Source organism: Ensifer sp. NPDC090286, from assembly GCF_044769565.1.
GTDB lineage: Bacteria > Pseudomonadota > Alphaproteobacteria > Rhizobiales > Rhizobiaceae > Ensifer.
The window spans coordinates 330,091-353,324 of the sequence record NZ_JBIVYF010000005.1; the positions used below are offsets into that span (position 1 = coordinate 330,091).

17 protein-coding genes are annotated in these 23,234 nt (G+C 63.7%); 5 read left to right on the forward strand and 12 right to left on the reverse strand.

Annotated elements, in window-relative coordinates:
* Nucleotides 1-72: 72 nt before the first annotated feature.
* Nucleotides 73-1,437, reverse strand: a complete 1,365-nt coding sequence (locus ACIQUG_RS25730; protein ID WP_402324966.1) for a sigma-54-dependent transcriptional regulator — start codon at nucleotides 1,435-1,437, stop codon at nucleotides 73-75.
* A gap of 3 nt (nucleotides 1,438-1,440) precedes the next feature.
* Entirely contained in the window at nucleotides 1,441-3,309 is a 1,869-nt protein-coding gene (locus ACIQUG_RS25735; protein WP_402324967.1) for an ATP-binding protein, read from the reverse strand.
* A gap of 228 nt (nucleotides 3,310-3,537) precedes the next feature.
* Here ACIQUG_RS25735 and ACIQUG_RS25740 point away from each other — a divergent pair, with 228 nt between their 5' ends.
* Entirely contained in the window at nucleotides 3,538-4,863 is a 1,326-nt protein-coding gene (locus ACIQUG_RS25740; RefSeq protein WP_402324968.1) for a dicarboxylate/amino acid:cation symporter, read from the forward strand.
* A gap of 76 nt (nucleotides 4,864-4,939) precedes the next feature.
* Here ACIQUG_RS25740 and ACIQUG_RS25745 read toward each other — a convergent pair whose 3' ends face one another.
* Entirely contained in the window at nucleotides 4,940-5,659 is a 720-nt protein-coding gene (locus tag ACIQUG_RS25745; RefSeq protein ID WP_402324969.1) for a helix-turn-helix transcriptional regulator, read from the reverse strand.
* Between the two features lie 94 nt (nucleotides 5,660-5,753).
* On the opposite strand from ACIQUG_RS25745, the gene ACIQUG_RS25750 reads away from it, so the two are divergent.
* Entirely contained in the window at nucleotides 5,754-6,365 is a 612-nt protein-coding gene (locus ACIQUG_RS25750) for a glutathione S-transferase family protein (RefSeq protein WP_402324971.1), read from the forward strand.
* Between the two features lie 54 nt (nucleotides 6,366-6,419).
* Here ACIQUG_RS25750 and ACIQUG_RS25755 read toward each other — a convergent pair whose 3' ends face one another.
* Nucleotides 6,420-6,920: a hypothetical protein gene (locus ACIQUG_RS25755; RefSeq protein ID WP_402324972.1), complete on the reverse strand. Its 501-nt coding sequence runs from the start codon at nucleotides 6,918-6,920 to the stop codon at nucleotides 6,420-6,422.
* A 499-nt stretch (nucleotides 6,921-7,419) separates the two neighbouring features.
* Between ACIQUG_RS25755 and ACIQUG_RS25760 the strand changes: the two genes are divergently transcribed.
* Entirely contained in the window at nucleotides 7,420-8,322 is a 903-nt protein-coding gene (locus ACIQUG_RS25760; protein ID WP_402324974.1) for a hypothetical protein, read from the forward strand.
* A gap of 136 nt (nucleotides 8,323-8,458) precedes the next feature.
* On the opposite strand, the gene ACIQUG_RS25765 is transcribed toward ACIQUG_RS25760, so the two are convergent.
* The 7 genes from ACIQUG_RS25765 to ACIQUG_RS25795 form a co-directional block, all read right to left on the reverse strand.
* Entirely contained in the window at nucleotides 8,459-9,382 is a 924-nt protein-coding gene (locus ACIQUG_RS25765) for a response regulator (RefSeq protein WP_402324975.1), read from the reverse strand.
* Nucleotides 9,375-12,761, reverse strand: a complete 3,387-nt coding sequence (locus ACIQUG_RS25770) for an ATP-binding protein (RefSeq protein WP_402324976.1) — start codon at nucleotides 12,759-12,761, stop codon at nucleotides 9,375-9,377. Before ACIQUG_RS25770 ends, ACIQUG_RS25765 begins: the two co-directional genes overlap by 8 nt.
* 201 nt (nucleotides 12,762-12,962) lie before the next feature.
* Nucleotides 12,963-14,366 carry a CehA/McbA family metallohydrolase gene (locus ACIQUG_RS25775; RefSeq protein ID WP_402324977.1) on the reverse strand — a complete coding sequence of 468 codons (1,404 nt, stop codon included), beginning with the start codon at nucleotides 14,364-14,366 and terminating at the stop codon, nucleotides 12,963-12,965.
* 7 nt (nucleotides 14,367-14,373) lie between these two features.
* Nucleotides 14,374-15,477, reverse strand: coding sequence for an ABC transporter ATP-binding protein (locus ACIQUG_RS25780; RefSeq protein ID WP_402324978.1), 1,104 nt, complete (start codon nucleotides 15,475-15,477; stop codon nucleotides 14,374-14,376).
* A 13-nt stretch (nucleotides 15,478-15,490) separates the two neighbouring features.
* The gene (locus ACIQUG_RS25785) at nucleotides 15,491-16,324 is read right to left on the reverse strand and encodes a carbohydrate ABC transporter permease (protein ID WP_402324979.1); all 834 of its coding nucleotides are present in this window, start codon (nucleotides 16,322-16,324) and stop codon (nucleotides 15,491-15,493) included.
* A complete protein-coding gene (locus ACIQUG_RS25790) occupies nucleotides 16,324-17,232 on the reverse strand; it encodes a carbohydrate ABC transporter permease (RefSeq protein WP_043617508.1) in 909 nt (302 codons plus the stop codon). The genes ACIQUG_RS25785 and ACIQUG_RS25790 overlap by 1 nt, the downstream gene beginning before the upstream one ends.
* Nucleotides 17,233-17,348: 116 nt before the next feature.
* Nucleotides 17,349-18,710, reverse strand: a complete 1,362-nt coding sequence (locus tag ACIQUG_RS25795; RefSeq protein WP_402324980.1) for an extracellular solute-binding protein — start codon at nucleotides 18,708-18,710, stop codon at nucleotides 17,349-17,351.
* A 232-nt stretch (nucleotides 18,711-18,942) separates the two neighbouring features.
* Here ACIQUG_RS25795 and ACIQUG_RS25800 point away from each other — a divergent pair, with 232 nt between their 5' ends.
* Together ACIQUG_RS25800 and ACIQUG_RS25805 are read left to right on the forward strand one after the other, a co-directional pair.
* Nucleotides 18,943-19,983 carry a LacI family DNA-binding transcriptional regulator gene (locus ACIQUG_RS25800; RefSeq protein WP_402324981.1) on the forward strand — a complete coding sequence of 347 codons (1,041 nt, stop codon included), beginning with the start codon at nucleotides 18,943-18,945 and terminating at the stop codon, nucleotides 19,981-19,983.
* 11 nt (nucleotides 19,984-19,994) lie between these two features.
* Nucleotides 19,995-21,929 carry a DUF5054 domain-containing protein gene (locus ACIQUG_RS25805; RefSeq protein ID WP_402324982.1) on the forward strand — a complete coding sequence of 645 codons (1,935 nt, stop codon included), beginning with the start codon at nucleotides 19,995-19,997 and terminating at the stop codon, nucleotides 21,927-21,929.
* Here the strand turns inward: ACIQUG_RS25805 and ACIQUG_RS25810 are convergent.
* Complete coding sequence (locus ACIQUG_RS25810; protein WP_402324984.1) at nucleotides 21,916-23,226, reverse strand: adenylate/guanylate cyclase domain-containing protein; 1,311 nt, start codon at nucleotides 23,224-23,226, stop codon at nucleotides 21,916-21,918. The genes ACIQUG_RS25805 and ACIQUG_RS25810 overlap by 14 nt on opposite strands.
* Between the last annotated feature and the right edge of the window lie 8 nt (nucleotides 23,227-23,234).

Below are 23,234 nucleotides of genomic sequence, written 5' to 3' on the forward strand. Positions count from 1 at the left end.
GGTCGTCAAGCGTGAATTCGCCTGTCGACAAAGATGCACCTAGTGCGTGTATTTTCGGATTCGGATTTGCCGCTAGCGGCCGGCCTTTTCCGGTGCTGTCCGCTCGGCATAATCGGCGCGGTTGATGCCGTGGCGCTGGAGCTTATCGTAGAAGGTCTTGCGCGGGATGCCGAGCGCCTCGATCGTCGCCTTGACGTCGCCGCGCTGGGCGCGCAGCACCTCCTTCAGGATCTCCGCCTCGTAGCGTTCAAGCCGTTCCGGCAGCGCAAATCCGGGCTGTTCGGCCACCGCAATCGTTTGGCCCAGCGGACCTTCCACACCAAGCGCCACCCGCTCGGCAAAATGCGAGAGTTCACGCACATTGCCCGGCCAGGCATGCGTCATCAGATGCCGTTGTACGGCTGGAGAGATCATCGGCACGTCGCGCTTGAAGCGCTCGGCCGCCCGGGTCAGGAAGTGCGAGAAGAGCAGCGGGATATCGTCACGGCGTTCGCGCAACGGCGGGATCGACAGTGTCACGACATTCAATCGGAAGTAGAGGTCTTCGCGAAAGTCGCCACGCTCCACCGGATTGCCGAGATCGATCTTGGCAGCGGCGATGACGCGGATATCGACCGGACGAACCTGGTTGGTACCAAGCGGCGTGATCTCGCGCGCTTCCAGAACGCGCAGCATCTTCACCTGCGTTGCCGGCGGCATCGCCTCGATTTCGTCGAGGAACAGCGTGCCGCCGCTCGCATGCTCGATCCGTCCGATGCGCTTCTTCAAGGCACCGGTGAAGGCGCCCGGTTCGTGGCCGAAGAGTTCGCTTTCGATGACCGTTTCCGGCAGCGCACCGCAGTTCAGCGCCACCAAATTGCCGGTGCGGCGCCGGCTCCAATTGTGCAGCAGGGTCGCCACCACTTCCTTGCCGCTGCCGGTTTCACCGGCGACGAGCACGTCGACATCGGTATCGGCGATGTGCCGGATCGTCTGGCGCAGGCGCTCCATGACCGGCGTCTGGCCGATCAGCGGCAGGCTGTCGCCGGCCGTCTCGGCGGCCCGCTTCAGCGCGCGGTTTTCCATCACGAGCCGGCGTTTTTCGAGCGCCCGGTGCACGCTCTGCACCAGCCGATCGGCGGCAAAGGGTTTTGGGATGAAGTCGTAGACGCCGTCCTGCAGGGCCTGCACCGCCATCGGGATATCGCCATGACCAGTCACCAGGATCACCGGCAGGTCTGCGTCGAAGGCTTCGATGCGGCGGAAGAACGCGAGGCCGTCGATGCCCGGCATGCGGATATCGCTGACGACGATACCATCGAAATTGGCATCGAGCGTCTTCAACGCTTCGGCGGCGCTGGCAAACGGGATGACGGTGAGGCCGGCGAGTTCCAGCGTCTGCGTCATCGCCTTGCGCAGATGGGTGTCGTCGTCGACGAGATAGACGGTCGGCTGCATCGCTCAGGCCCTCTTCAGGCGAACCGTGAAGACGGTGCCCTTGTCGCTGGTATCGACGGTGATATCGCCGCCATAATCGGCGACGATCTCCTTGGAGATGGCAAGGCCGAGGCCGAGGCCCTCGTCCTTCGAGGTGTTGAACGGCGTGAACAGATCCTCGCGGATATGCGGGGGAATGCCCGGGCCGTTGTCGGCAACGACGAGCGAAACCGTCCCGGAGGGGCTGTCCTCGCAGCGCACGCGGATCTCTGCATCGCCGCGCGCGCCGAGCGCTTCCAGCGCGTTCTGCAGAAGATTGATCAGCACCTGTTCCAGCCGGATGCGACTGCCGAGCACGCGGAGGCCAGTTTCCGGCAGGTCGATGCCGATCGCATCCATGCGGCCGGCAAAGCGGCTGCGCAGCAACAGCATCGCCCCTTCGATCACGTCGCGCATCGGCGTCGGTTCGGCGACGAAGCGGCCCTTGCGGGCAAAGCTTCTGAGTTCGTCGGTAATGGTGCCGACCCGGTCGGTCAGTTCGGCGATGCTGACGAGGTTCTCGACCGCGGTCTGCTGCTGGCCGCGATCGAGGAAGGTGCGGGCGTTGTCGGCATAGGCGCGGATGGTCGCGACCGGCTGGTTGATCTCATGGGCGACGCCGGCCGCCACCTGGCCGAGGATCGCCAGCCGGTTCGCCTGGATCAGTTCCTGTTGCACCGCTTGCAGCTTCTCGCCGGTGCGCCGGTGGTCGGCGATCTCGGTTTCGAGATGATCGCGGGCAAGGCTGAGATCATGGGTGCGCTCCGCCACGCGGGTTTCCAGCTCGTCGCGGGCGGCGCGATCCCGCGCCGATGCGAACGCCAGCGTCTGGCGGCGGCGCAGGAGGAAGGCGGTAAGGGCCAGCAGCGGTGCGAGGAGAGCGAGCGCAATCAGCCGGGCCTCGCGGGTTGCCGCCGAGATCGCGCCATCGAGCGGCGCCAGTTGCTCCAGCCGCCAGCTTGTGGTCGGCACCATGGTTTCGACCCTGAGGAACCGCCGCTCGCTGTCGCCGGGCAGGAGCGCCCGCAACTCGCTGGAACCGTCGCTCGTCGGTTCGATGTCGCGGAAAGGCAACGGCAGCAGCGAGGCATCGCCGAACTGCAGGCTGTCGCGGATGGCGGCGACGCGATCGCGCGGAATGGTCCTCGTCGTCATGAAGCGCCAGGACGGGAAGCTGGTGATCAGCACGATACCGCGCCGGTCGGTGACGTAGACCGGCTTGCCGGACGTGAGCCATTCGGCCTCCACATCGTCGAACTCGAGCTTGGCGACGACGACGCCGATCGGACCGTCGGGACCCTGAACCCGGCGGGAGATATAGAGACCTGGCCGCTTGCTGACGTTGCCCATGGCGAAATGCTCGGCCTTGCCGTCGCGCATCGCCATGCGGAAATACTCGCGGAAGGCATAGTCGTTGCCGACGAAACTCGTCGGCTCGCGCCAGTTGCTGGCAGCGACCGCGACGCCATCGGGGCCGATCACGTAGATGACAGCGGCATCCGTGTTGGCCGCCAGCGCCTGCAGCTTTTCGTCCAGCCGCTGCAGCGCCGCTGGGCTGCGGGTCGAAAGGGCCGCCTTCACCTCGACATCGTCGGCCAGCACCAGCGGCGTCGACCGCTGGCGCTCGAGCACGGCGCGCAGCAGCGAGGCCTTCAGATTGGCATCGATCCGGCTTTGGGCATCGACCGTTTCGAGCGCCTGGCTTCGGCCGTATTCGCCGGCAAGCAGGAGTGCAGCGACAAGCAGGGCGACGGCAAGGCCGGCAAAGACGAGCCAAGTGCGGCGCATCGACTGGTCGAGATCTGCCAGATTGAGGGGGGCGGAGAGGGCATTGAACATGGTCCAATTGTGCATTTTTTCGCTCAGGCTTCCAGATGGGCTGTGCGGAAATCCGCTCAACTCTTTGTGCGCGCCAAGCCGCCCGCACAAAACATTCTCATCAATTCAAAGGGTTGGTTCCTGCCGCCGCGAACTGGCACGGCCGTTGCAAATGACATCCTCATGACAGCCCGCGCTGTCGCGCATCGGAATTTGACCCGGGAGGCCCGGCATGACGCCGGACTGGGTGCAGTGGAGGAACTCATGATTATCGAACAATCCGCGGAACCGCGCGGCAAGACACCTTTCTATCGCCATCTCTATGTCCAGGTGCTGGTGGCGATCGCCGCCGGTATTCTGCTCGGCCATTTCTATCCGTCGCTCGGCACGGAACTGAAGCCCCTCGGCGACGCCTTCATCCGTCTCGTCAAGATGATCATCGCGCCGGTCATCTTCCTGACGGTCGCGACCGGCATCGCCGGCATGACCGATCTTGCCAAGGTCGGCCGCGTCGCCGGTAAGGCGATGATCTACTTCCTGACGTTTTCGACGCTGGCGCTGATCATCGGCCTGATCGTCGCCAATGTCGTGCAGCCGGGCGCCGGCATGCACATCGATCCGGCTTCGCTCGACGTCAAGGCGGTGACCACCTATGCCGAGAAGGCGCATGAGCAGACGATCACCGGCTTCCTGATGGGCATCATCCCGACGACGCTGGTCGGTGCCTTCGCCGATGGCGACATCCTGCAGGTGCTGTTCATTTCCGTGCTCTTCGGTCTGTCGCTCGCCATGGTCGGCAAGAAGGCCGAACCGGTCGTCGACTTCCTGCACGCGCTGACGCTGCCGGTCTTCAAGCTGGTCGGCATCCTGATGAAGGCCGCCCCGATCGGCGCCTTCGGCGCGATGGCCTTCACCATCGGCAAATACGGCGTCGGCTCAATCGCCAACCTCGCGATGCTGATCGGCACCTTCTACATCACGTCCTTCCTCTTCGTGTTCATCGTTCTCGGCGCCGTCGCCCGCTACAACGGCTTCTCGATCGTGGCGCTCATCCGCTACATCAAGGAAGAGCTGCTGCTCGTTCTCGGCACGTCCTCGTCGGAAGCAGCCCTTCCGGGCCTGATGAGCAAGATGGAAAAGGCCGGCTGCAAGCGTTCGGTTGTCGGCCTGGTCATCCCGACCGGCTACTCCTTCAACCTCGACGGCACCAACATCTACATGACGCTGGCCGCACTCTTCATCGCCCAGGCGATGGATATCCCGCTGTCGCTCGGTGATCAGGTGCTGCTGCTGCTCGTCGCGATGCTGAGCTCGAAGGGTGCCGCCGGCATCACCGGCGCCGGTTTCATCACGCTGGCTGCGACGCTCTCGGTCGTGCCGGCCGTACCGGTCGCCGGCATGGCGCTGATCCTCGGCATCGATCGCTTCATGTCGGAATGCCGCGCGCTGACCAATTTCGTCGGCAATGCGGTCGCAACCATCGTCGTTGCGAAGTGGGAAGGGGAACTCGACGAGGCACAGATGGCCGCGGTCCTTGGTGGTCGCACGCCGGAAGCCTTGCCACAGCCGGCCTTGCAGGCCGCGGAATAAGTTTGCCTCCCAAGGCATGACTGCGACAGCAGTCCGGACGCGGCTCGTGGCAACACGGGCCGCGTTTTCGTTTGGGCTACTGGCCGCTCAAGGTCATCTTCGACGTTTCAGGCGCACCGGCGTTCAGATAGGCGACGAAGTCCCGGAGCATCGGCACCCGGCGCGGGCGGAAACTCTCCTCCGTCATCGCGACATCGACGATGCGGTCGACGCGGAACTTGCGGAAATCCTGGCGCAGGCAACACCAGGCAAGCAGCACCAGCATCCGCTCGAGATAGACGATCGCCAGCGGCAGGACCTGTCGGCCCGTCCGCTGCTGGTCGGCGTCGATATAGCCGATCATGACTGCGCGCTCCTGCCAGCAGGCCTCACGCAAAAGAGCGACATCGGCAACCGGCGGATCCCGGCGTTCGAAGCGATAAACCTGGGAAGCGGCATGTAGCGCCTGGCGCTGCAACCGATCGGGCAGCGTCGCCGTTATCTTGGAAAGCACGGCGCCTGCAGCGGCCGCGAGATCCGGCTCGCCCATATGCTGCACTTCGGCCAGGCCGAGCACCAGTGCTTCGATTTCAAGTCGTGTGAAGGTTTGTGGCGGCAAGGCGATGTCCTCCGTCAGCCGGTAGCCGAAGCCGCGCTCGCCATCGATGACGGCGCCGGCGGCGCGCAGGCTGTCGATGTCCCGATAGAGCGAGCGCAACGACACGCCCGTTTCCTCGGCGAGGCGCGCGGCCGTTACCGGGGAGGGGAGTGTGCGAAGCGCCTGGAGCAGGCGGAACAGACGATCACTACGGGCCATGACTTTGGAGGATAGAGGAAGCCTACTGACGAAAACTGGCAGTTGGCCGACTGTATAAGATCCGCATTGCCAAACGCAACCGAGGAACCAGACCATGCTGACACTCTTTCACGCCCCGCGCTCGCGCTCGTCGCGCATCATCACCCTGCTTCGCGAACTCGACGCCGTGGACAAGGTCGCGATCGAGATCGTCGATATCACTCGAGGCGATGGCAGCGGCCGCAAGGATCCGAAGAACCCGCATCCGGAAGGCAAGGTGCCACTGCTCGTCCATGACGGTGTCGAGCTCTGGGAAAGCATCGCAATCATCCAGTATCTGACGGATCTCTTTCCGGAAAAGCAGATGGCGCCGGCCGCAGGCGACGCGCAGCGTGGTCGGTACTTGAGCTGGCTTGCCTGGTATGCCGGCGTGGTCGAGCCGGTCCTGATCGCGCAGGCAGCCGGGCTGTCGCATCCCTATCTGGATGCGACCTTCCGTGGCCCGGCTGAACTCGCAGAGCGGCTCGAAAACGCCTTGAAGGACGGTCCCTATCTGATGGGCGAGCACTACTCGGCGGCCGACCTGCTCTTGCATTCGCCCTTCGCCTGGTACCCCGCGGCAACACCGGATAGCGCCGCCATCAAGGACTGGGTCGAGCGCTGTGGCGCGCGGCCGTCGCTGCAATGGACTGCGGATTTCGATGCCCGGGCGGCGGCGACCGCCTGACGGCGCCGGCAACGCGTCAATTCCGAGCCAGTCAGGAGGGGACGGAGGCCAAGGCTATTTTCGCTTGAGATTGATCTCGCTCGTGACGATCCGCTTGCCGGAAGCGGGATCGACATCGATCGTCTTCAACTGCATCCCGTTGGTGCCGACCTTGCGCAAGGTCAGGTCGGCACTGCGGTCGCCATTGACTTCCTTCGCCCATCGAATGGTGAGGTTGATCGCATCGCCGCGTCGTGTACCGTTGAGCCCGGCGCGGCCGCCGCGGGGGCCGAGATAGGAGCCGCTATAGGTGGACCCGGTAAAACGCAGCTTCGCGTCGATGGATCGCGAGATCAGCAGCATGCCGCGGCAGACGCCCTCCATCGATAGAGCGGCGTCGCTCGCCTTGGAACTGAAGTTGCAGGAAATGTTCATCGGCGACATGTGGGCACGGATGCGCACCGTTCCGGTGCCTGCCCAATTGCCGCCAAGGGTTTTCAGGAACGCGCCCTCGTCTGCCCGTGAGGCACTCGTGGACGGCAAGATGAGTGCGACCATCAGGACCCATCGCCACATGCCTTGCACCTCCCATTGCGTGGATGCTGCAACACCCCGTTGCTGCACTCGATTGTCAACGCAAGATGTGGCGGCGAAGTTCCTCATGGGCCGCTCTATCTGGCTGGACCCGACGATCGATCACGTCGGGCGACGCATCCGGCAGTCATCAAAGTGTAATCCCTGGCGCTGTTTTATCAGATTTGCCTGCACATGCGCTGCTGTTTTCAATTTCCCGTATTAACGTTGATCTCTGAAGCAGCGTCTCGTCGTCCCCATCCGTAAAAAGGGTAAAGACTTCGTTACCTTGTAAGTATAGACCTCGATCTGCGCTGTCTGTCCGATTTAGCTTTTGGCCACCGGAGCGGGAGGGGGACCGGTTTATGTTCGGTGTTACGTGCTTTTTGCCTTTTTCAACCGATCTGGGTGCTCGGGTCCGCCTAAAGGCGCCCGCCAGCCACCGGTTCATTTCACGCGGTCGCAAGCAACGAACAGCGGCTACGCTGTCAGGGGGCTGCCCGTGACGGCGCGACCCGAATGTGTCCGCTCCCCGCACGACGAAACGCCGTTCACGCCTGCGCGGCTGGTCGGCGATCCGCTCTTTGGGGAGGCCTTGCGTCAGGCGGCTCTTCATATGGTTGCGATCCATGACGCCGCTCCGCGCATCGTGCGCTATACTGCCAGCCTGAGAAAATGGCTGCTCACTCAAGCCATCCTGACGTTGCACTTCGAGCGGCTGACCGATCCAACCCGCCCGGACCTGACGACGGCAAGGCTGATCGACTTTATCGCCGGCAACAACGTAGCCAGCAAGAACACGGCAGCGGCGCACCTGGCCGAGATGCGCAACTATCGACTGCTTCTCGATGCGGAGCAGGGCGGCGACAAGCGGATCAGGCCCCTGATCCTTTCCGATGTCGCCGAGGACCTGATCCGGCAGTGGTTCGAGGGGCACCTTTCATCGCTCGACAGGCTCGACGAGGGGACAAGGCTGGCGCAGTCGCAAACCGAGCCGACCTTGATGCATCATGCGCTCCCGCGTGCGATGCGGCGGCTCATCGCGGATCGCGCCTGGTGCGACCCACCCGAAAGCATCGCCGCTTTCGTCTCGACGGAGTCAGGCAGCAACATCCTGCACGACCTGGTGGCGCGGCTGCCGACGGGCGTCCTGCCCGATCAGCGGATTTGGATCGGGCCCCTCAAGCCAGGTGAGATCTCCAGCCGCTACATCATCTCGCGCACCCATGCGCAAAGGGTTTTCGCGCGTGCCGGTGATCTCGGCGTTCTCGGCTGGGAGAGTTCCGGCAGCCGCGGTCCGCTCTGGATTTCGCGCGACCTGGTCGACGATTACCGCCATTGGCAAGCGGTCAAGTTTGCCGCACTCGATGAGGCCTTCGCCTGGGCAACGTTGCAGGCAAGGTGAGCGGCGGGCGCGGCCTGAGCGCGTGCAGATTGCTGCTTGCGATGCGTGCCGGTCGGCTGTCGCTTTCAGGAAGTGCTGACCCGCCCATGACGCTGGACGTGCGGCAGCAAGAAGCGGAAATCGGACCGCAGCCTGCCTACAGACTGTGCAGAACTTGCGTGGCTTTCACCGCGGCGGACGCCCGGTTCTCGACGCCGAGCTTCACATAGATCTGCTCCAGATGCTTGGTGACGGTGCGCGCGCTCAGGCCGAGGATCTCGCCGATGTCGCGGTTCGCCTTGCCCTTTGCGATCCACAGCAGCACCTCCGATTCCCTGGGGGTCAATGCGAAGTGCTGACGCAACACCGCATCGTCTGAGCGCCGATTTTCCGCCGTCAGACGGAAGAGGTGTTCATTCGGGCCGATCGAGCCGAGGAAGGATATCTGCAGCGACGACTGCTCGGGCTGGTCGAGCATGAAGCTGCCGTCTTCGGGCGCGCCTGCGCGCAGGCGGGTTGCTATCCAGCCCGCGATGCGCCGGGTGACGATTGCCATACCATCGTCGCGGCCGGTTGCGGCGTTGACGAGACGCGTTGCCTGTGGCGTCGACCAGCAGACGCTCCCGTCGCCGCGCACCGCGAGCAGATGACGGCCGGCCGCGTCGAGGGCGACCCGTGCGCTCTGGGCCGAGCGGGCATTGGAGAGATGTACGCGGATGCGCGCTCTCAACTCATCGATGTTGATCGGCTTGGTCAGATAATCGACGCCGCCGGCTTCAAGCGCGCGCACCACGTGTTCGGTCTCTGTCAGCCCGGTCATGAACAGCACCGGCGTCTGGCCGACGGCGGCGTTGCCCTTGAGGCGGCGGCAGGTCTCGAAGCCGTCGATGCCGGGCATGACGGCATCGAGCAGGATGACGTCGGGCGTGATGCGCTCGGCAATCGAAAGGGCGGCGTTGCCGGAGGTCGCGATCAGCACGGAAAAGCCGGATTGCTCCAGCGCTTCCGTCAGGAAGCCGAGCGCCTCCGGGGAATCGTCGACGAGAAGCACGATGTCGCGGCGGGCGCTGGTCTCAGCCATGGGCATCGTCTCCGTTGGCCGCGTTGTTCTTGAGGAAGGCGTCGTAGCCCGAGAGGTCGAAGGCCTGCACATAGGCGCGGGCGGCCTCGGCAAAGGGCTGGTGTTCGGGCTGCAGGGCAATCTCCGTCAACTTGGCCTCGATGCCCCTGACATAGCCGATCTCTCCAAGGCGGATCAGTTCTTCGACGTGGTAGGCATCGGGGCGCCTCAGCGGCTTCGAGACCGGTGCCGGGCCGGCTTGCTTCTCTTCTCCCTCGTGAACCCAGGTGAGGCCAAGGTGCACGGCGAACTTGTCGGCGAGTTGGCCGACCGGGAAGGGTTTGGCGAGCGTGTCGTTGTGGCCGCGGAACGCTCCGGTCGCCGAACCGTCGCCGATATTGGCCGACAGCATGATGATCGGCGCGACCTGTCCGCCCTGGCGCAGCCGATCGACAAGCTCCCAGCCGCTCATGCCCGGCATCGAGATATCGATGAGGAAGAGGTCGGCGCCGAGGTCTTGAAGCAGCGCCAGGCAATCGGCTCCGGACGCGGCGGTCAGCACCTTGAAGTCCATCGGCACGAGGATCTCGCGCATGAGGTCACGATGGTCGGCGTTGTCGTCGACGACGATGATGGTGCGGCGCGGGCCGAGATAGGAGGTGATGCGGCGCGGGGCCGCGGGAGGTAGCGGTCGGTCGACCGCCGACAGCATCAGCCGCACGCGGAAGCTGGTGCCTTCCCCAAGCGCACTGGTGACAGCGATTTCGCCGCCAAGCGTCTGCGTCAAAAGCCGCGTGATCGTGAGGCCAAGGCCGAGGCCCGGCATGCTGCCTTGATGTTCGGCCTCGCCGCGCTGGAAGGGATCGAAGATGCGCGGCAGGTCCTTGTCGGCAATGCCGCGGCCGCTGTCGGCAACCGTGAAGGTCGCCACCTGGCTGCGATAGGCGACATCCAGACGAATGCCGCCGCGCTCGGTGAATTTCAATGCGTTGGACAAGAGATTGACGAGGATCTGGCGCAGGCGTTTCTCGTCGGTCTTCACGTAGCGTGGCAGGCTGGCGGCGCGTTCATGCTCGAAGCTGATGCTCTTGGCCAACGCCTGCGGGCGAAACATCTCGACGATCTGGTCGAGGAAATCGTGAATGTTGATCTCGTTGGAATAGACCTGCAGCTTGCCGGCCTCGATCTTGGAGATATCCAAGAGGCCGTCAATCAGGCCGGAGAGGTGATCGGCGCTGCGCTTGATGACCTTGATCGCGCCCTGGCGCGCCGGCGGTATCGTCTCGTCGCGCTCCAGCACCTGGGCGTAGCCGAGCACGGCATTGAGCGGCGTTCGGAGTTCATGGCTGAGGCCGACGACATAGCGGCTCTTGGCGCGGTTGGCTGCTTCCGCCGTTTCCTTCGCCTGCTGGAGTGCAGCGTCGGTCTTCTTGTGGGCGGCGATTTCTTTCAGGAGCAACGTGTTCTGTCGGGAGGATTCTTCCTCGGCGACCACGCGGCTGTCATGGGCAAGCACGTAGAACCAGGAGACGATACCGGCGAGCACGGCAAAGACGAAGAAGACGACGGCGACGGTGCGCTCGACGACGGCAGCGACCTCCCGGGACGTGCCGGCCGTCTGGTGGGCGATCATTGCGAGGATGAGGCCGATGCCGGCGATCGACAGCACCGCGGAGATGGCGTAGCGGCCGAGCCGCGTCGCGAGCTTCTCGGTGACGGTGCGGGGAAGCAGTGCGTTGGCGACGGTCGCGACCTGAGCGTTGAAGCGCGCCTTCGGCTTGCACATGTCATGGCAGCGGCTATCGAGCGAGCAGCAGAGCGAGCAGATCGGCGCCGCATAGGCCGGGCACCAGGCCATGTCCTCCGGCTCGAACGGGTGCTCGCAGATCGAACAGGTGATGTCCGTCCGGTTAGCCCAACTCCGGCGCGGTTTGCGGGCAAGGTAGAACTGGCCGTCGGTCGCCCAAGCGATCGCAGGCGAGGCGAGGAAGGCGGCGACCAGCGCGATGTAGGGCGCAAGCGAGGCAGCGATTTCGCCGAAGGCGCCGAAATGCGCCGTCAGCGCCACCGTCGCCGAGATCGCCATGGCGCCGAGGCCGACAGGGTTGATGTCATAGAGATGGGCTCGCTTGAATTCGATGCCGGGCGGCGACAGACCGAGCGGCTTGTTGACGAAAAGATCCGCTGAGATGGTGCAAAGCCAGGCCATGGCGATGATCGAGAAGACGCCGAGCGTTTCTTCAAGCAGCCGGTAGATGCCGAGCTCCATCAACAGAAGCGCGATCGCGACGTTGAACACCAGCCAGACGACGCGGCCCGGGTGGCTGTGGGTGAGCCGCGAGAAGAAATTCGACCAGGCAAGCGACCCGGCATAGGCGTTCATGACGTTGATCTTCAGCTGCGACACGACGACGAAGGCGACCATCAGCAGCAGGGCTGCCGTATCGGAGGGGATCATGTAGCCGAAGGCGGTGTAGTACATCTGCGCCGGATCGGCGGCCTTGGTCGATGGCACCCCGGCCGAAAGCGCCAGCACCACCAGGAAGGAGCCTGCGAGCAATTTCGGCGCGCCGACGATCACCCAGCCAGAGCCGGCGAGGAAGACGGCGATGCGATGATGCAGCTTGCGCTGACCATCGGGCGGCAGGAAGCGCAGGAAGTCGACCTGCTCGCCGATCTGTGCCATCAGCGCGAAGATCACGGCGGACGCCGCGCCGAACTCGACGAGATCGAACGGCGCGAAGGTACCGGGTGGACCGGAGGTGTGATGCATGCCCGCATAGGCGAGCCAGGCGCCGACCTTTTCCCAATCGGCGAAGGCGATGAAGACGAAGGGCAGGACGTTGAGCACGATCCAGAACGGCTGCGTGATCAGCTGGAACTTGCTGATCAGCCGCACGCCGTGGGTGACGAGCGGAATGACGACGACCGCACTCAGGATGTAGCCGATCCATAAGGGAATCCCGAGCGCCAGTTCGAGCGCGCCCGACATGATCGAGGCCTCGATCGCAAAGAGGATGAAGGTGAAGCTGGCATAAATCAGCGAGGTCACCGTCGAGCCGATATAGCCGAAGCTGGCGCCTCGGGTGAGGAGATCGATGTCGACGCCGTGGCGGATGGCGTAGCGGCTGATCGGCAGCCCGACGGTCAGGATCATCAGGCTGGCGACGACGATCGCGACGATCGCGTTGGTGGTGCCATAGGACATGGTGATGGCGCCGCCGATCGCTTCCAGCGCCAGAAACGAGATCGCGCCGATGGCCGTCTGCGAAATGCGCTCGGACGAAAACCGCCGGGCGCTCTTGGCGGTGAAGCGCAGCGCATAGTCCTCGAGCGTCTGGTTGGCGACCCAACGATTGTATTCCCGCCTTATGGGAATGATGCGCTGGCGTGCCGCCATGGGGGTCCTAACGTGCCGTCGAGGGAATTTATGCCTCTTTTCTTAGCACGGAAGATTTCTGCTTAAAATTGCTGCAAACGAAAAATTTGCCGCGAAGGGCAGATTGGGTTGCGGCCGATCCCAATCGCCATCGGTCGGCGACCGGCAGCGACGGAAGCCGATGCCGTGAAAACCATTTCAAGCGAAAGCAGGAAGCAAGCGTCAGGCGGGGCGGCAATAGATTGGGTTGCTGATCGCCCGGCGGATCGTCTGGCGGGCGAGATCCTCCTCGGAAAGCTGCCAGGGTAGGCTTTTGCCGGCGAATGCGTCGCGGAACTCGGAAACGATCGTCTCGCGGCTTGCGACGGCGACGATTTCGGTCCGGAGGAAGCGATCAGGCGAACCGGCATAGTGGCCGGTCCAATCGTCGGCTTCGATCACCTGTTCGCTGACAATGCCCGAGGCGTCGAGCCACAGCAGCCTGTCGCCGCCGGCGCCGCGAACCAAAGCCTCCGCAGCCACCGGGCCAGCCACCGTCGATCCCATCGGCTGGCCGTTGGCAACGAGTTCCAGATGCGGCCCGGTTGGGCTCTCCGTGACATAGCCGTGGCCTGACTTCATGGCCCCGAGCACGGCGTCTTCGGAAAGCTCATTCAGATAGAGAACCGTCGTCGGCCGAGCAAGAACCAGCGGTCCCTCGGGCATCAGCCGTGCCGGCTGGTGGAAATCGCTGCCGCCGATCGCCGAGATCTTCAGGCCGGAGGCGAGGCGCTGCTGGTAGCGCTCGAGTGACACCCAGTTCCACGCCAGCCAATGGGACTGCCAGACCTCCATGCAGTCGATTTCGGGCAGGTCGTAGTCCCAGGGGATGGTCGGCTTGTCGTGGTTGACCGAGAGCAGGCCGCCACGCTCGTGTACCATGCGCGCGAGCGTGTGGGCGTGCTCCGGCTTCGTCATGCGAAAATCGATCCAGTCGTCGACGCCGAAGACATTGGCGTGGCCGACCGCGGTGGTGATTTCCATGGCACGGATGAAGACGAGGTCGGCGGAGGAATGCGGGTGAAAATAGCGCCGCTGGGTGATGGTGTTGTGGTCGGCAACCGCAAGGAAATCGAGACCTGCCTGGCGGGCGGCGGCGTGCAGCAGTTCGGGCGAGCCGGCCGCATCGGAGTGGAAGGTGTGGCAGTGCAGATCGCCGCGATACCATTCGGCCTGTTTGCGCACCGGGAACGTTCTTTCCGGCTGCGGCACGATGGAGCGCGGGCTCTTGTCGAAATCGACCGTCACGCGGACATCGGCGCCTTCTTCGGGGATTTTGTAAAGACCGAGCATCACCTTCCACTGGCCGGGCGGTATCTCGCCGTGGATGTAACCGGGCGTGGCGTCATCGGTGGCGATGAAGAAGCGGTCGCGCGCCCCGCCGCTCCAGCCGCGAAAACCTTGGCTGGCCGGGTAATCGGTCGCCCGCGGATCGAGAGCGCCGAGATCGATGATGCAATCTTCCGCCTTCGGATAGCTTAGCGTGGCGTCGATGCGCGTCACCCCATCGGGCACCGCGAAGGGCAGGTAGAAATAGGGGTCGGCCGCCTGATGCTGCCGGGTGATCCGCACGAAAAATTCCTGCATGGTTGCCTCAGCGCTCGTCGGCGTCGGGAATGCGGGCGCCGCTGTCGTCGAAGAGGGTAATGTGCCTGGCGTCGAAGGCGAGATGGACTGATGTTCCGACCTTGATCTCGTCGTCGGTAAAGATGCGTGCGGTCACGCGACCGTTGTCGCCGCGCTCCAACGTGACGAGGCTCTCCGGTCCCATGTTCTCGTTGGCGAAGAGTTCGCCGGAAACCACATTCGGGTCACCCGCGGCAGCAATGCGCAGATGTTCGGGGCGGACGCCGAGCGTCATCCTGCCGGATCTTGCCGCCTTGGCGATGGCGTCCGTGAGTGCGATCGGCGCAAGCTGAAGGCCGTCGGCGCGGAGGTGGAGAGCGCCTTCACCGACCGATGCCTCGACCGGCACCAGGTTCATCGGCGGGTTGCCGACGAAGTTGGCGACGAAGGTCGTCGCCGGCCGGCGGTAGATCTCGATCGGCGGCGCGAACTGGACGATCCGGCCCTTGTCCATGACGGCGATGCGGGTTGCAAGCGCCATGGCCTCGGCCTGATCGTGCGTGACGTAGACCGCGGTCATGCCCATGTCGCGCTGTAGGTGGTTGAGGAAGCCGCGCGCTTCGAGCCGGAGCTTGGCGTCGAGGTTCGAAAGCGGTTCGTCGAAAAGATAGACCTCGCTCGGATAGACGAGCGCACGCGCCAACGACGTTCGCTGCTGCTGACCGCCGGAGATCTGGCTTGGCAGCCGCTTCATCAGGTCGCCGATCTTCAGGACATCGGCGACTTCCTTGGCCCGGGCGTGGCGCTTGGTCTCCTGCTCGCCGCGCACTTTCAAGGGGTAAGCGATGTTGTCGGCGATGTTCATGTGCGGGTAGAGCGCATAGTCCTGGAAGACCATGGATATGCCGCGGTCCTTCGGATGCAAATAGGTCACGTCCCGTCCGCCGATCATCACCCGGCCGGAGGTCGGGGTTTCGAGTCCCGCGATCATGCGCAGGCTGGTGGTCTTGCCACAGCCCGACGGGCCGAGCAGGCAGATGAATTCGCCATCGGCGATCTGGAAGCTGATGTCGGGCACGGCGACGAAGGCGCCGAAGGTCTTGGAGATATTCTGGAATTCGACAGAGGCCATGACAGATTTCCGATTACGACTTGATGCCACCGAAGAACCGGAAACCGAATTTCCAGTTCACGAAGAGATAGAGGGCGATGACGGGCAGGGAGTAGATCAGCGAATAGGCGGCGAGCAGCGTGACGATCGGCGTGCCGGCCTCCGAATAGAAGGAATAGATGGCGACCGACGCCGGCATCAGCTTGTCGCTGCGCAGCAGGATGAAGGGGATGAGGAAGCTGCCCCAGATGTTGACGAAGGCCCAGACGACGACCACGACGATGCCCGGCCGGATGACCGGCAAAGCCACGTCGAAGAAGGCCTGCAGCGGCGAGGCGCCGGCGACCATTGCGCTCTCCTCGTAGGAACGTGGAATGGCGTCGATGAAATCGCGCAGAATGAACATCGCCGTCGGCAGCAGCCCGCCGGCAAAGACGAGGATCACGGCGAGATGGGTATCGATCAGGCCTGCCGCCGAGATGATCAGGAAAATCGGCACCATCGCCGCCGAGCCTGAAACGACCGACGAGAACAAGAGCAGGATATAGGTGACGGCACCCTTGCCCGGGATCGGCGAGCGCGAGAGCGCATAGGCGGCAAGCGTCGCCGCCGCGCCGACCAGCACGACGCCACCCGCTGCCTGGATCAGACTGTTCAGCAGGGCCTGCATCGCAAACGTGTTCTGGAAGACAGTAGTGAAGTTCGAGAGCGTGAAGGGCGAGGGGATCGCGAGCCCGAGTTCGGCACGCGCGTTGAACGGTGCGAAGATGAACCAGACGAGCGGCAGCGCGAAGACCGTGCCGAGGAAAGTGGCGGCGGCGGCAAAGATCGTGCGCCGCACGAAGATGTTCTGAGTTTTCTTCTGCATCATTCGGCCTCCACCGGCTTCTTGTGGGCAAGGCGAAGATAGACGAGCGCAAAGGCCAGGTTGATCAGCATGATGACGACGCCGACGGCAGCGCCCTTGCCGAACTCGAAATCCTTGAACGCGATGCGGTAGGTGTAGATCGAGAGGATCTCGGTGCGATAGGACGGCCCGCCATGGGTGAGCAGGAACGGCGTGAAGACGTTGAAGGTCCACATGGTGATGAGGATCAGGTCAGTCACAACGTGACCGCGGATCAGCGGCAGCGCGATGTCGCGCAGCTTCTGCCAAGAGGTGGCGCCGGCCACATCTGCCGCCTGGAAATAACTTGGCGGGATCGACTGGAACGCCGAATTGAACAGCATCATCGAGAACGCGGCACCCCGCCAGGTGTTGAAGAACACGATCACCCAGAAGGGCTGCTGCAACAGCCAGTCGCCGGGCGGCAGGCCGAGACCACGCAGGATCATGTTGAGCGTGCCGTTGTCGTAGTCGAGGAAGGCGAACCAGGCAAAGCCGATCACCACCTCCGGCAGGATCCAGGCGGCGATGACGGCGGTTTGCAGGAAGGATTTGAGCGTCGGCGTCACCGTCTGGCTGAGCCAGGCGAGCAGCAGGCCGAGCAGCGCCTGGCCGATCAGGGCCGAGAGCAGCACGAACTGGATCGTCAGGATCAGCGAAAAGCCGAACTGGCCGCGGGTGAAGAAGGTCGCGGGATTGAAGAGCGCGAAATAGTTCTGGAGGCCGACGAAATCGGGGTCGACGGCCGTGCGGCCGAGCAGCGTGCGGTTGGTGAAGGATACGAAGATCACCCAGAAGAAGGGAATGATGACGAAGACCCCGACGAGGGCCGACGCCGGTGCCAGGAAAAGCGCGCCGGCGCGCGTCGAAAGCAGGGAGAATTTCTTCATGCGCGTTTCATGCCCATATCCTGGATCGGGAGCCCGGCCACGGATGGCAGCCGGGCGCTCTGTCGTTGGATCGAAGCGGGATGAGGGCCTCGTTGCGGTCGCATCCCGCATTGGCGCTAGAGCGTGCTGACGGTGTTTTCTTCGCCGACGATGGCGATGACAGCCGCCTTGTACTGGGCCATTGCGTCCTCGGGCGAAAGCTCGCCGGAAACGACGCTTTCGGTCATGCGCTGGATCTCGGTCGAGACCTTGTTGTAGTTGGCGTCGTTCGGACGGGCCGTGGTGATCGGCAAAAGCGTCGTTGCCGTTTCCGTCAGGAACGGCGAGTTCGGGATCGCCACGTCGTCGCGGATGCGGATGGCCGGCTGGATTTCCTGGAACGCGTCGAGCTGCTCCTTGCTGTTCATGAAGGAAAGCAGCGCCCAGGATTCGGCAGGCGCGTCCGTATGCGGATTGATGACGAAACCAGTGCCGCCGGACATGGTGACGAAGTCCTGGCCGCGCAGGCCCTTGCCGGGTGCCGCGGCCGGCATCTTCTTCCAGGTCATGGTGTTGTCGCGATCGGCGACGGCGAATTCGGCGCCGGGCGCCGTCACCGAGCGATAGAACCAGTCGCCTTCCACCAGCATCGCCGTCTTGCCGTCGCGGAAATTGGCGAAGGTGCGGTTGCGGCCGTCGGCCAGCAGCTGCGCGCGCTGGTCGCCGAGCTTGTCGTCGACATAGATGGTCTTGTAGAGCTTCAGCGTGTCGAGAATGCCCTGGCTCGAAACGATGTATTTGCCGCTGTCGTCGGTGACCTGTTCGCCGGTGCCGAGCAGTGCCATCCAGTAGCCCTGCATCGTCGTCGCCTCGCCCATGGAGACGCCAGCATTGAGCTGCAGCGGGAAGCTGTCGGGCGCTGCAGCCTTGATCTTGCGGGCGGCATCGAGCAACTCGTCCCAGGACTTCGGCTGCCAGTTGTCAGCGTCGAGGCCGGCCGATTTTAACAGGTCCTTGCGCACGAAGATCATGCGGGCGTCGGTGCCAAGCGCAATGCCATAGGGCTTGCCCTGGTAGCTCATCAGCGCCTTGGTGCCGTCGGAGATGTGCTGCCAGCCCTCCCACTTCGGAACGTCTGGGCCGGCCACTTCCTCAAGCGACTTCAAGAGATTGCCCTGAACGAAGCTCGGGATCAGGAAGCCGTCGAAGCCAGAGACATCAGGGCCGGCGCCCGTCGAAAAGTCGAGCGCGAGCTGCTGCGTCAGTTGCTCGTCTTCGCCGCCGAACTGGGTGAGCTTGACGGTGACGTCCTTGCCTTCGGCCTTCATCTTCTCGGTAAAGGCCGGAATGACCTTCTTTTCGATCCACTCGGCCATGCCGCTGTTTACGCCGCCGATGATGCAGCGGCAGGTAATGTTGAGTTCGGTGGCGCTCACGGGTGCTGCAAAGGCGATGGCCGCGGCTGCGCCGAGCAATAGGGAATGAAACCTGGTACGCATGTTTTCTCCTCCCGGTCGATCCTCTCAAGGACCTATGTGTCTGGCTGCGACAGTCCGTCCCTCCTCCAGGGCCGGCGTCCCGACGATGGTCAAGAATGAACACGCTTTCATTTTTGTCAATATGGATCATGTATTCCGTACGTAAAATTTGGCGGAATATCTATTCTGCTTGACGAAATCGCCGCTTTGCTCTCTTCTGTGAATGAACACGTTTTCATTTTGTGACGGATTGATGAACGAGCGCGCCGACAAGAAAGCTGCCCGAGCCACCGCAGACCAGGTGGCGCGCGAGGCCAATGTTTCCCGCGTGGCGGTCTCGCGGGCCTTCAACCCGAACGCGTCGCTGAAGCCGGAAAAGCGCGACCGTATCCTGCAGGTGGCGCGTGACCTGAACTACACGCCCGACATGGCGGCCCGCTCGCTGGTCACCGGCCGCTCGCATCTCGTCGGCATGATCGTTCCCGACGTCTGCAGCCCCTGGGAGAGCCAGGAGATCGACGCGCTGACCACGGCACTGCAGGCGGAAGGCTTTGCCACGCTGCTGTTCAAGGCCAAGGCGGATTTCAGCATGGATCCGCGCCTTCTCACCTATATGCGCGGCTTCAACCCGGACTCGGTGATCGCCTTTACCGAGAACATCCTGCCCGATGTGCTTTGCGGCTTTCTCGACCGCGCCGTACCGATCTACGTGATCTACGACGACGTGAAGCAGTTTGCGGGTGCGGCCTCCGGCACGCTTTATGACCGGCTGCTCGTGCGCCAGAAGAACGGCATCGAGCAGGCCGTGGCGCTGCTTCAGGGCTATGGCGCGCGACGCATCGCGTATCTCGGCGGCAAGGCGCAGTCGCTCGCCAATGCCGAGCGCGAGCGTACGCTGAAGGAAACGCTGGCCGAACGCGGCATGGATGCGCCAGTCGTACTTGCCGGCGACTACACCTATGACACCGCTTACCAGGCGACGCTCGATCTCTTTCGGATCGGCGAAGGTGCCGATGCGATCTTCGCGGCCAACGACGTCGGCGCCTTCGGCGCAATCGACGCGCTGCGCCACGAACTCGGGCTTTCGGTGCCAGAGGACGTCAAGGTCGTCGGCTTCGACGACATCCCGCAGGCGCACTGGAAGAGCTACAACCTCACCACCGTGCGCATCGACCTCGAAGAGCGCGTGCGTGCGCTCGTCCGCCTCATCCTCATGCGGCTCAGGGCGCCCGATGCCGAGCCGTTTACCGAGACACTCAACACCCGCCTGATCGTGCGGGGCACCGTCGGCTGAAGGTAGCGAACATGACCGAAAAACGCATTCACGTCGTCTTCAAGACCCATCTCGATATCGGCTTTACCGATCACGCCGAGAAGATCCGAAAGCAATATCACGAGCGCTTCATTCCGCAGGCGATCGAGACGGGTGCGCATTTTTTCAACGAGAACCCGGACGAGCCGCAATTCATCTGGACGACCGGCGCCTGGCTGATCTGGGATCATCTGAATACACGTTCGAAGGAGGAGGTCGCCCGGCTGGAGCAGACGATCGAGCGCGGCCTGATCCGCTGGCATGCGCTGCCCTTCACCACCCATACGGAACTGATGTCGCCGGATCTTTTCAAGGCCGGGCTTTCCTATGCGCAGGAACTCGACCATCGCTTTGGCCTGAAGACGATCGCCGCCAAGATGACCGACGTGCCCGGCCATACGCTCGGCATGGTGCCGCTGCTCGCGGAAGCCGGCGTGCGCTTCCTGCACATCGGCGTCAACTCCGCTTCGCCGCCGCCGGAAATCCCGGATATTTTCCGCTGGCGGGCGGCGGGCGGCGAGGAAATCGTCGTCATGTACCAGCGCTCCTATGGCGAGACCTATTTCCCCGAGGGTCTCTCCGATGGCCTGAGCTTCGCCCATACCAGCGACAACATCGGCCCGCAGAGCGTGTCGCAGGCGGCCGAAGCCTATCGCGAAATCCTCAAACACGAGCCGGGTGCAACCGTGCGCGCAGCGACGCTGGAGGACTACGGCAAACTGATGTGGGCGGCGCGCGAGCGTTTCCCGATCGTCGAGACGGAACTCGGCGATAGCTGGATCCACGGCAGCGGCACCGATCCGGAAAAGATCGCCCGCTATCTGGCGCTGCAGCGGCTCTACGACCGCTTTGCCGGTGAGCGGATGACCGCAAGCCGCCAGGCCTTTGGCCGCAAGCTGGCGCTGGTGGCCGAACACACCTGCGGCGTCGACATCAAATCCTTCCTGCGCGACGAGAAAGCCTGGGCACGCCCCGCCTTCGAGGCGGCACGGAAATCCGATCAGCGCTTCCACTATACTGAGGCCTCCTGGGCGGAGCAGCGCGCCTATCTTGAACAGGCGGTGGCGGAACTCGACGGAGAAGATGTCGCGCGTGCGGGAGCGGCGCTTGTCGAGCTTGCCGCGCCACCGTGTCCTGAGCCCGCGAATTCTGCCACTCGGCTACAGGTGGGCGGCTGGATCATCGACCTCGATCCGGCCACGGGTGACGTCGCCGCCTTGACCGCGCCCGACGGCCGGACGGTCCGTGGCGACAAGGGTTCGCTGATCGCCTATCGCTACGAAAGCTATGATGCCGGCGACGTGCGGCGTCATATGGATACTTACCTGACCCAATGGATGGACTGGGCGGTGCTTGATCACGACAAGCCCGGGCTTGCCAATGTCGCGGAGGCCCGGTCGCAGAGTTATGCGCCCAGGCTTCGGGGTACGACGGCGACATCGATCGTCGGGGAAATGCCCATCGAGGCCGTGGAGCAATTGGGTGCGCCGGCCGAAATCGCCATCGACTTTTCCGCCGGCAAGGACGGCCTAGACATCCGGCTGACGCTTTACGGCAAGAACGCCAACCGCATGCCGGAAGCGAGCTTCCTGTCGTTCACGCCCGAGGGGCGTTCCGCGTGGGGGGTGCGCAAGATGGGGCATTGGCATGCGACCGACAATTTTGCCCGTGCGGGTGGTGCGCAGTTGCAGGCGGTCACGGCTGTTCGCGGGCAGACGGAAGGCGGTGTAGAACTCCTGGTCGAAAATCTCGACACGCCGCTGGTCGCGCCGCAGTCCTGGCCGTTCATGGCCTTCTGCAAGGACCTGCCCGACTATGCCTCGGGGGTTCGCTTCAACATCCACAACAACAAATGGGGCACCAACTTCCCCATGTGGTGGGGCGGCGATTTCACCACGCGCTTCAAGCTCAGCTTCAACGGTCGGTGATCGTCAGCGACTGCGGAGTGGTGGAGGGCTCGTCCTCGTTCGGGTGGGCCAGGTGGGCCTCCCGTTGGAGGCACCAGATGTCGACCGGAAGGCGACGACCCGGCAGCACGACCGCCTCGTGCGATATCCATGCGGCCTCCGGTGCGGGTCCTTGAAGCCGGCACATCAGCGAGGCGGAGACGACGAGCGGCACCTGCAGCGTCTTGGTCATGGATTCCAGGCGCTGGGCGACGTTGACCGCATCGCCGATGACAGTGAATTCGCTGTGGCAGCCGCTGTCGAGAACGCCGCCGACGACGGTGCCGTAGTGCAGCCCGATGCCGGCATCGAGCGCCGGGTGGTTGTTGCGCGCGTTGTGGTTCTTCCAGTCCGTGAGGATGTCGACGAGATCGAGTGCGCAGGCAAGCGCCCTGTCGGCATCGTCTTCCTTTGGCCTTGGCTGGCCGAAGACCGCCATGACGCCGTCGCCGATGAACTTGTCGACCGTACCGCCGTGTTCGAAGATCGTCTGCGAGACGAGCTGGCGGTATTCGGCAAGCACGAAGGCGAGTTCAGGTGCCGGTGCGGCCTCGGCAAAGCTGGTGAAATCGCGCAGGTCCACGAACATGATCGCGGCGCTGCGCCGCTCAAGGCCGAGCACATCGCCTTTCTCCTGAAGCGCAGAAACAACCAGCGGCGAGAAGAAGCGCGAGAGATTTTGCCGCCGCTGGTCGGCCTTCAACGCTTCCTTGCGCGTCCGGTCGTGGTCGCGCGCAAGAAGATAGATGGCAAAGGCGGTGAAGCCGAAGCTCACGGTCAAACCAAGATCCTGGTTGAAGAACGCTCCGAGCAGCGAAAGCGGACCGGACGCATCGTGCCTTGCCGCAGTCATGGCCAGCATCGTTACCCAGGATAGGAGCACAATGGCGGAAAAGAGCAGGACCAGGCGTCGCTCGAGCTTGAGGCCGACATGGACAAGCAGGATAAAGGCGACGACGAGGCTGGTCGTCGTCAGATTGTGGTTCGCCGTCACCGGACCGGCCAGGATATGGGCATAGAGCAGCAGCGCGACCAACAGCGCATCGAGAACGACGAAGAGGGTTGTCAGCGAGGTGCGGCCGGGCAGATAACGCGCCGTCGCCACCGACGCCACGCTGATGGCGAGGTAGCTGACGACGACGACCGCGTGCATGCGTTCCGCACCCGCATTGCCGCCGAGCAGCAGGCTTGCCAGCAGGATTGCGAAAGCAACGAAGCGCAGGGTCAGCGAACGCTTCTCCCGGGCGGAATCCCAATGCGGATGGAGTGAGGACGTCATGTCTTTCG

Excerpts from the sequence above, each read along its gene's own strand:
- ACIQUG_RS25780 (WP_402324978.1), bottom strand. The coding sequence starts at position 15,477 with ATGGCCTCTGTCGAATTCCAGAATATCTCCAAGACCTTCGGCGCCTTC.
- ACIQUG_RS25770 (WP_402324976.1), bottom strand. The coding sequence starts at position 12,761 with ATGGCGGCACGCCAGCGCATCATTCCCATAAGGCGGGAATACAATCGT.
- ACIQUG_RS25785 (WP_402324979.1), bottom strand. The coding sequence starts at position 16,324 with ATGCAGAAGAAAACTCAGAACATCTTCGTGCGGCGCACGATCTTTGCC.
- ACIQUG_RS25810 (WP_402324984.1), bottom strand. The coding sequence starts at position 23,226 with ATGACGTCCTCACTCCATCCGCATTGGGATTCCGCCCGGGAGAAGCGT.
- ACIQUG_RS25800 (WP_402324981.1), top strand. The coding sequence starts at position 18,943 with ATGAACGAGCGCGCCGACAAGAAAGCTGCCCGAGCCACCGCAGACCAG.
- ACIQUG_RS25750 (WP_402324971.1), top strand. The coding sequence starts at position 5,754 with ATGCTGACACTCTTTCACGCCCCGCGCTCGCGCTCGTCGCGCATCATC.
- ACIQUG_RS25745 (WP_402324969.1), bottom strand. The coding sequence starts at position 5,659 with ATGGCCCGTAGTGATCGTCTGTTCCGCCTGCTCCAGGCGCTTCGCACA.
- ACIQUG_RS25735 (WP_402324967.1), bottom strand. The coding sequence starts at position 3,309 with ATGCACAATTGGACCATGTTCAATGCCCTCTCCGCCCCCCTCAATCTG.
- ACIQUG_RS25790 (WP_043617508.1), bottom strand. The coding sequence starts at position 17,232 with ATGAAGAAATTCTCCCTGCTTTCGACGCGCGCCGGCGCGCTTTTCCTG.
- ACIQUG_RS25795 (WP_402324980.1), bottom strand. The coding sequence starts at position 18,710 with ATGCGTACCAGGTTTCATTCCCTATTGCTCGGCGCAGCCGCGGCCATC.
- ACIQUG_RS25740 (WP_402324968.1), top strand. The coding sequence starts at position 3,538 with ATGATTATCGAACAATCCGCGGAACCGCGCGGCAAGACACCTTTCTAT.
- ACIQUG_RS25805 (WP_402324982.1), top strand. The coding sequence starts at position 19,995 with ATGACCGAAAAACGCATTCACGTCGTCTTCAAGACCCATCTCGATATC.
- ACIQUG_RS25755 (WP_402324972.1), bottom strand. The coding sequence starts at position 6,920 with ATGTGGCGATGGGTCCTGATGGTCGCACTCATCTTGCCGTCCACGAGT.
- ACIQUG_RS25730 (WP_402324966.1), bottom strand. The coding sequence starts at position 1,437 with ATGCAGCCGACCGTCTATCTCGTCGACGACGACACCCATCTGCGCAAG.
- ACIQUG_RS25765 (WP_402324975.1), bottom strand. The coding sequence starts at position 9,382 with ATGGCTGAGACCAGCGCCCGCCGCGACATCGTGCTTCTCGTCGACGAT.
- ACIQUG_RS25775 (WP_402324977.1), bottom strand. The coding sequence starts at position 14,366 with ATGCAGGAATTTTTCGTGCGGATCACCCGGCAGCATCAGGCGGCCGAC.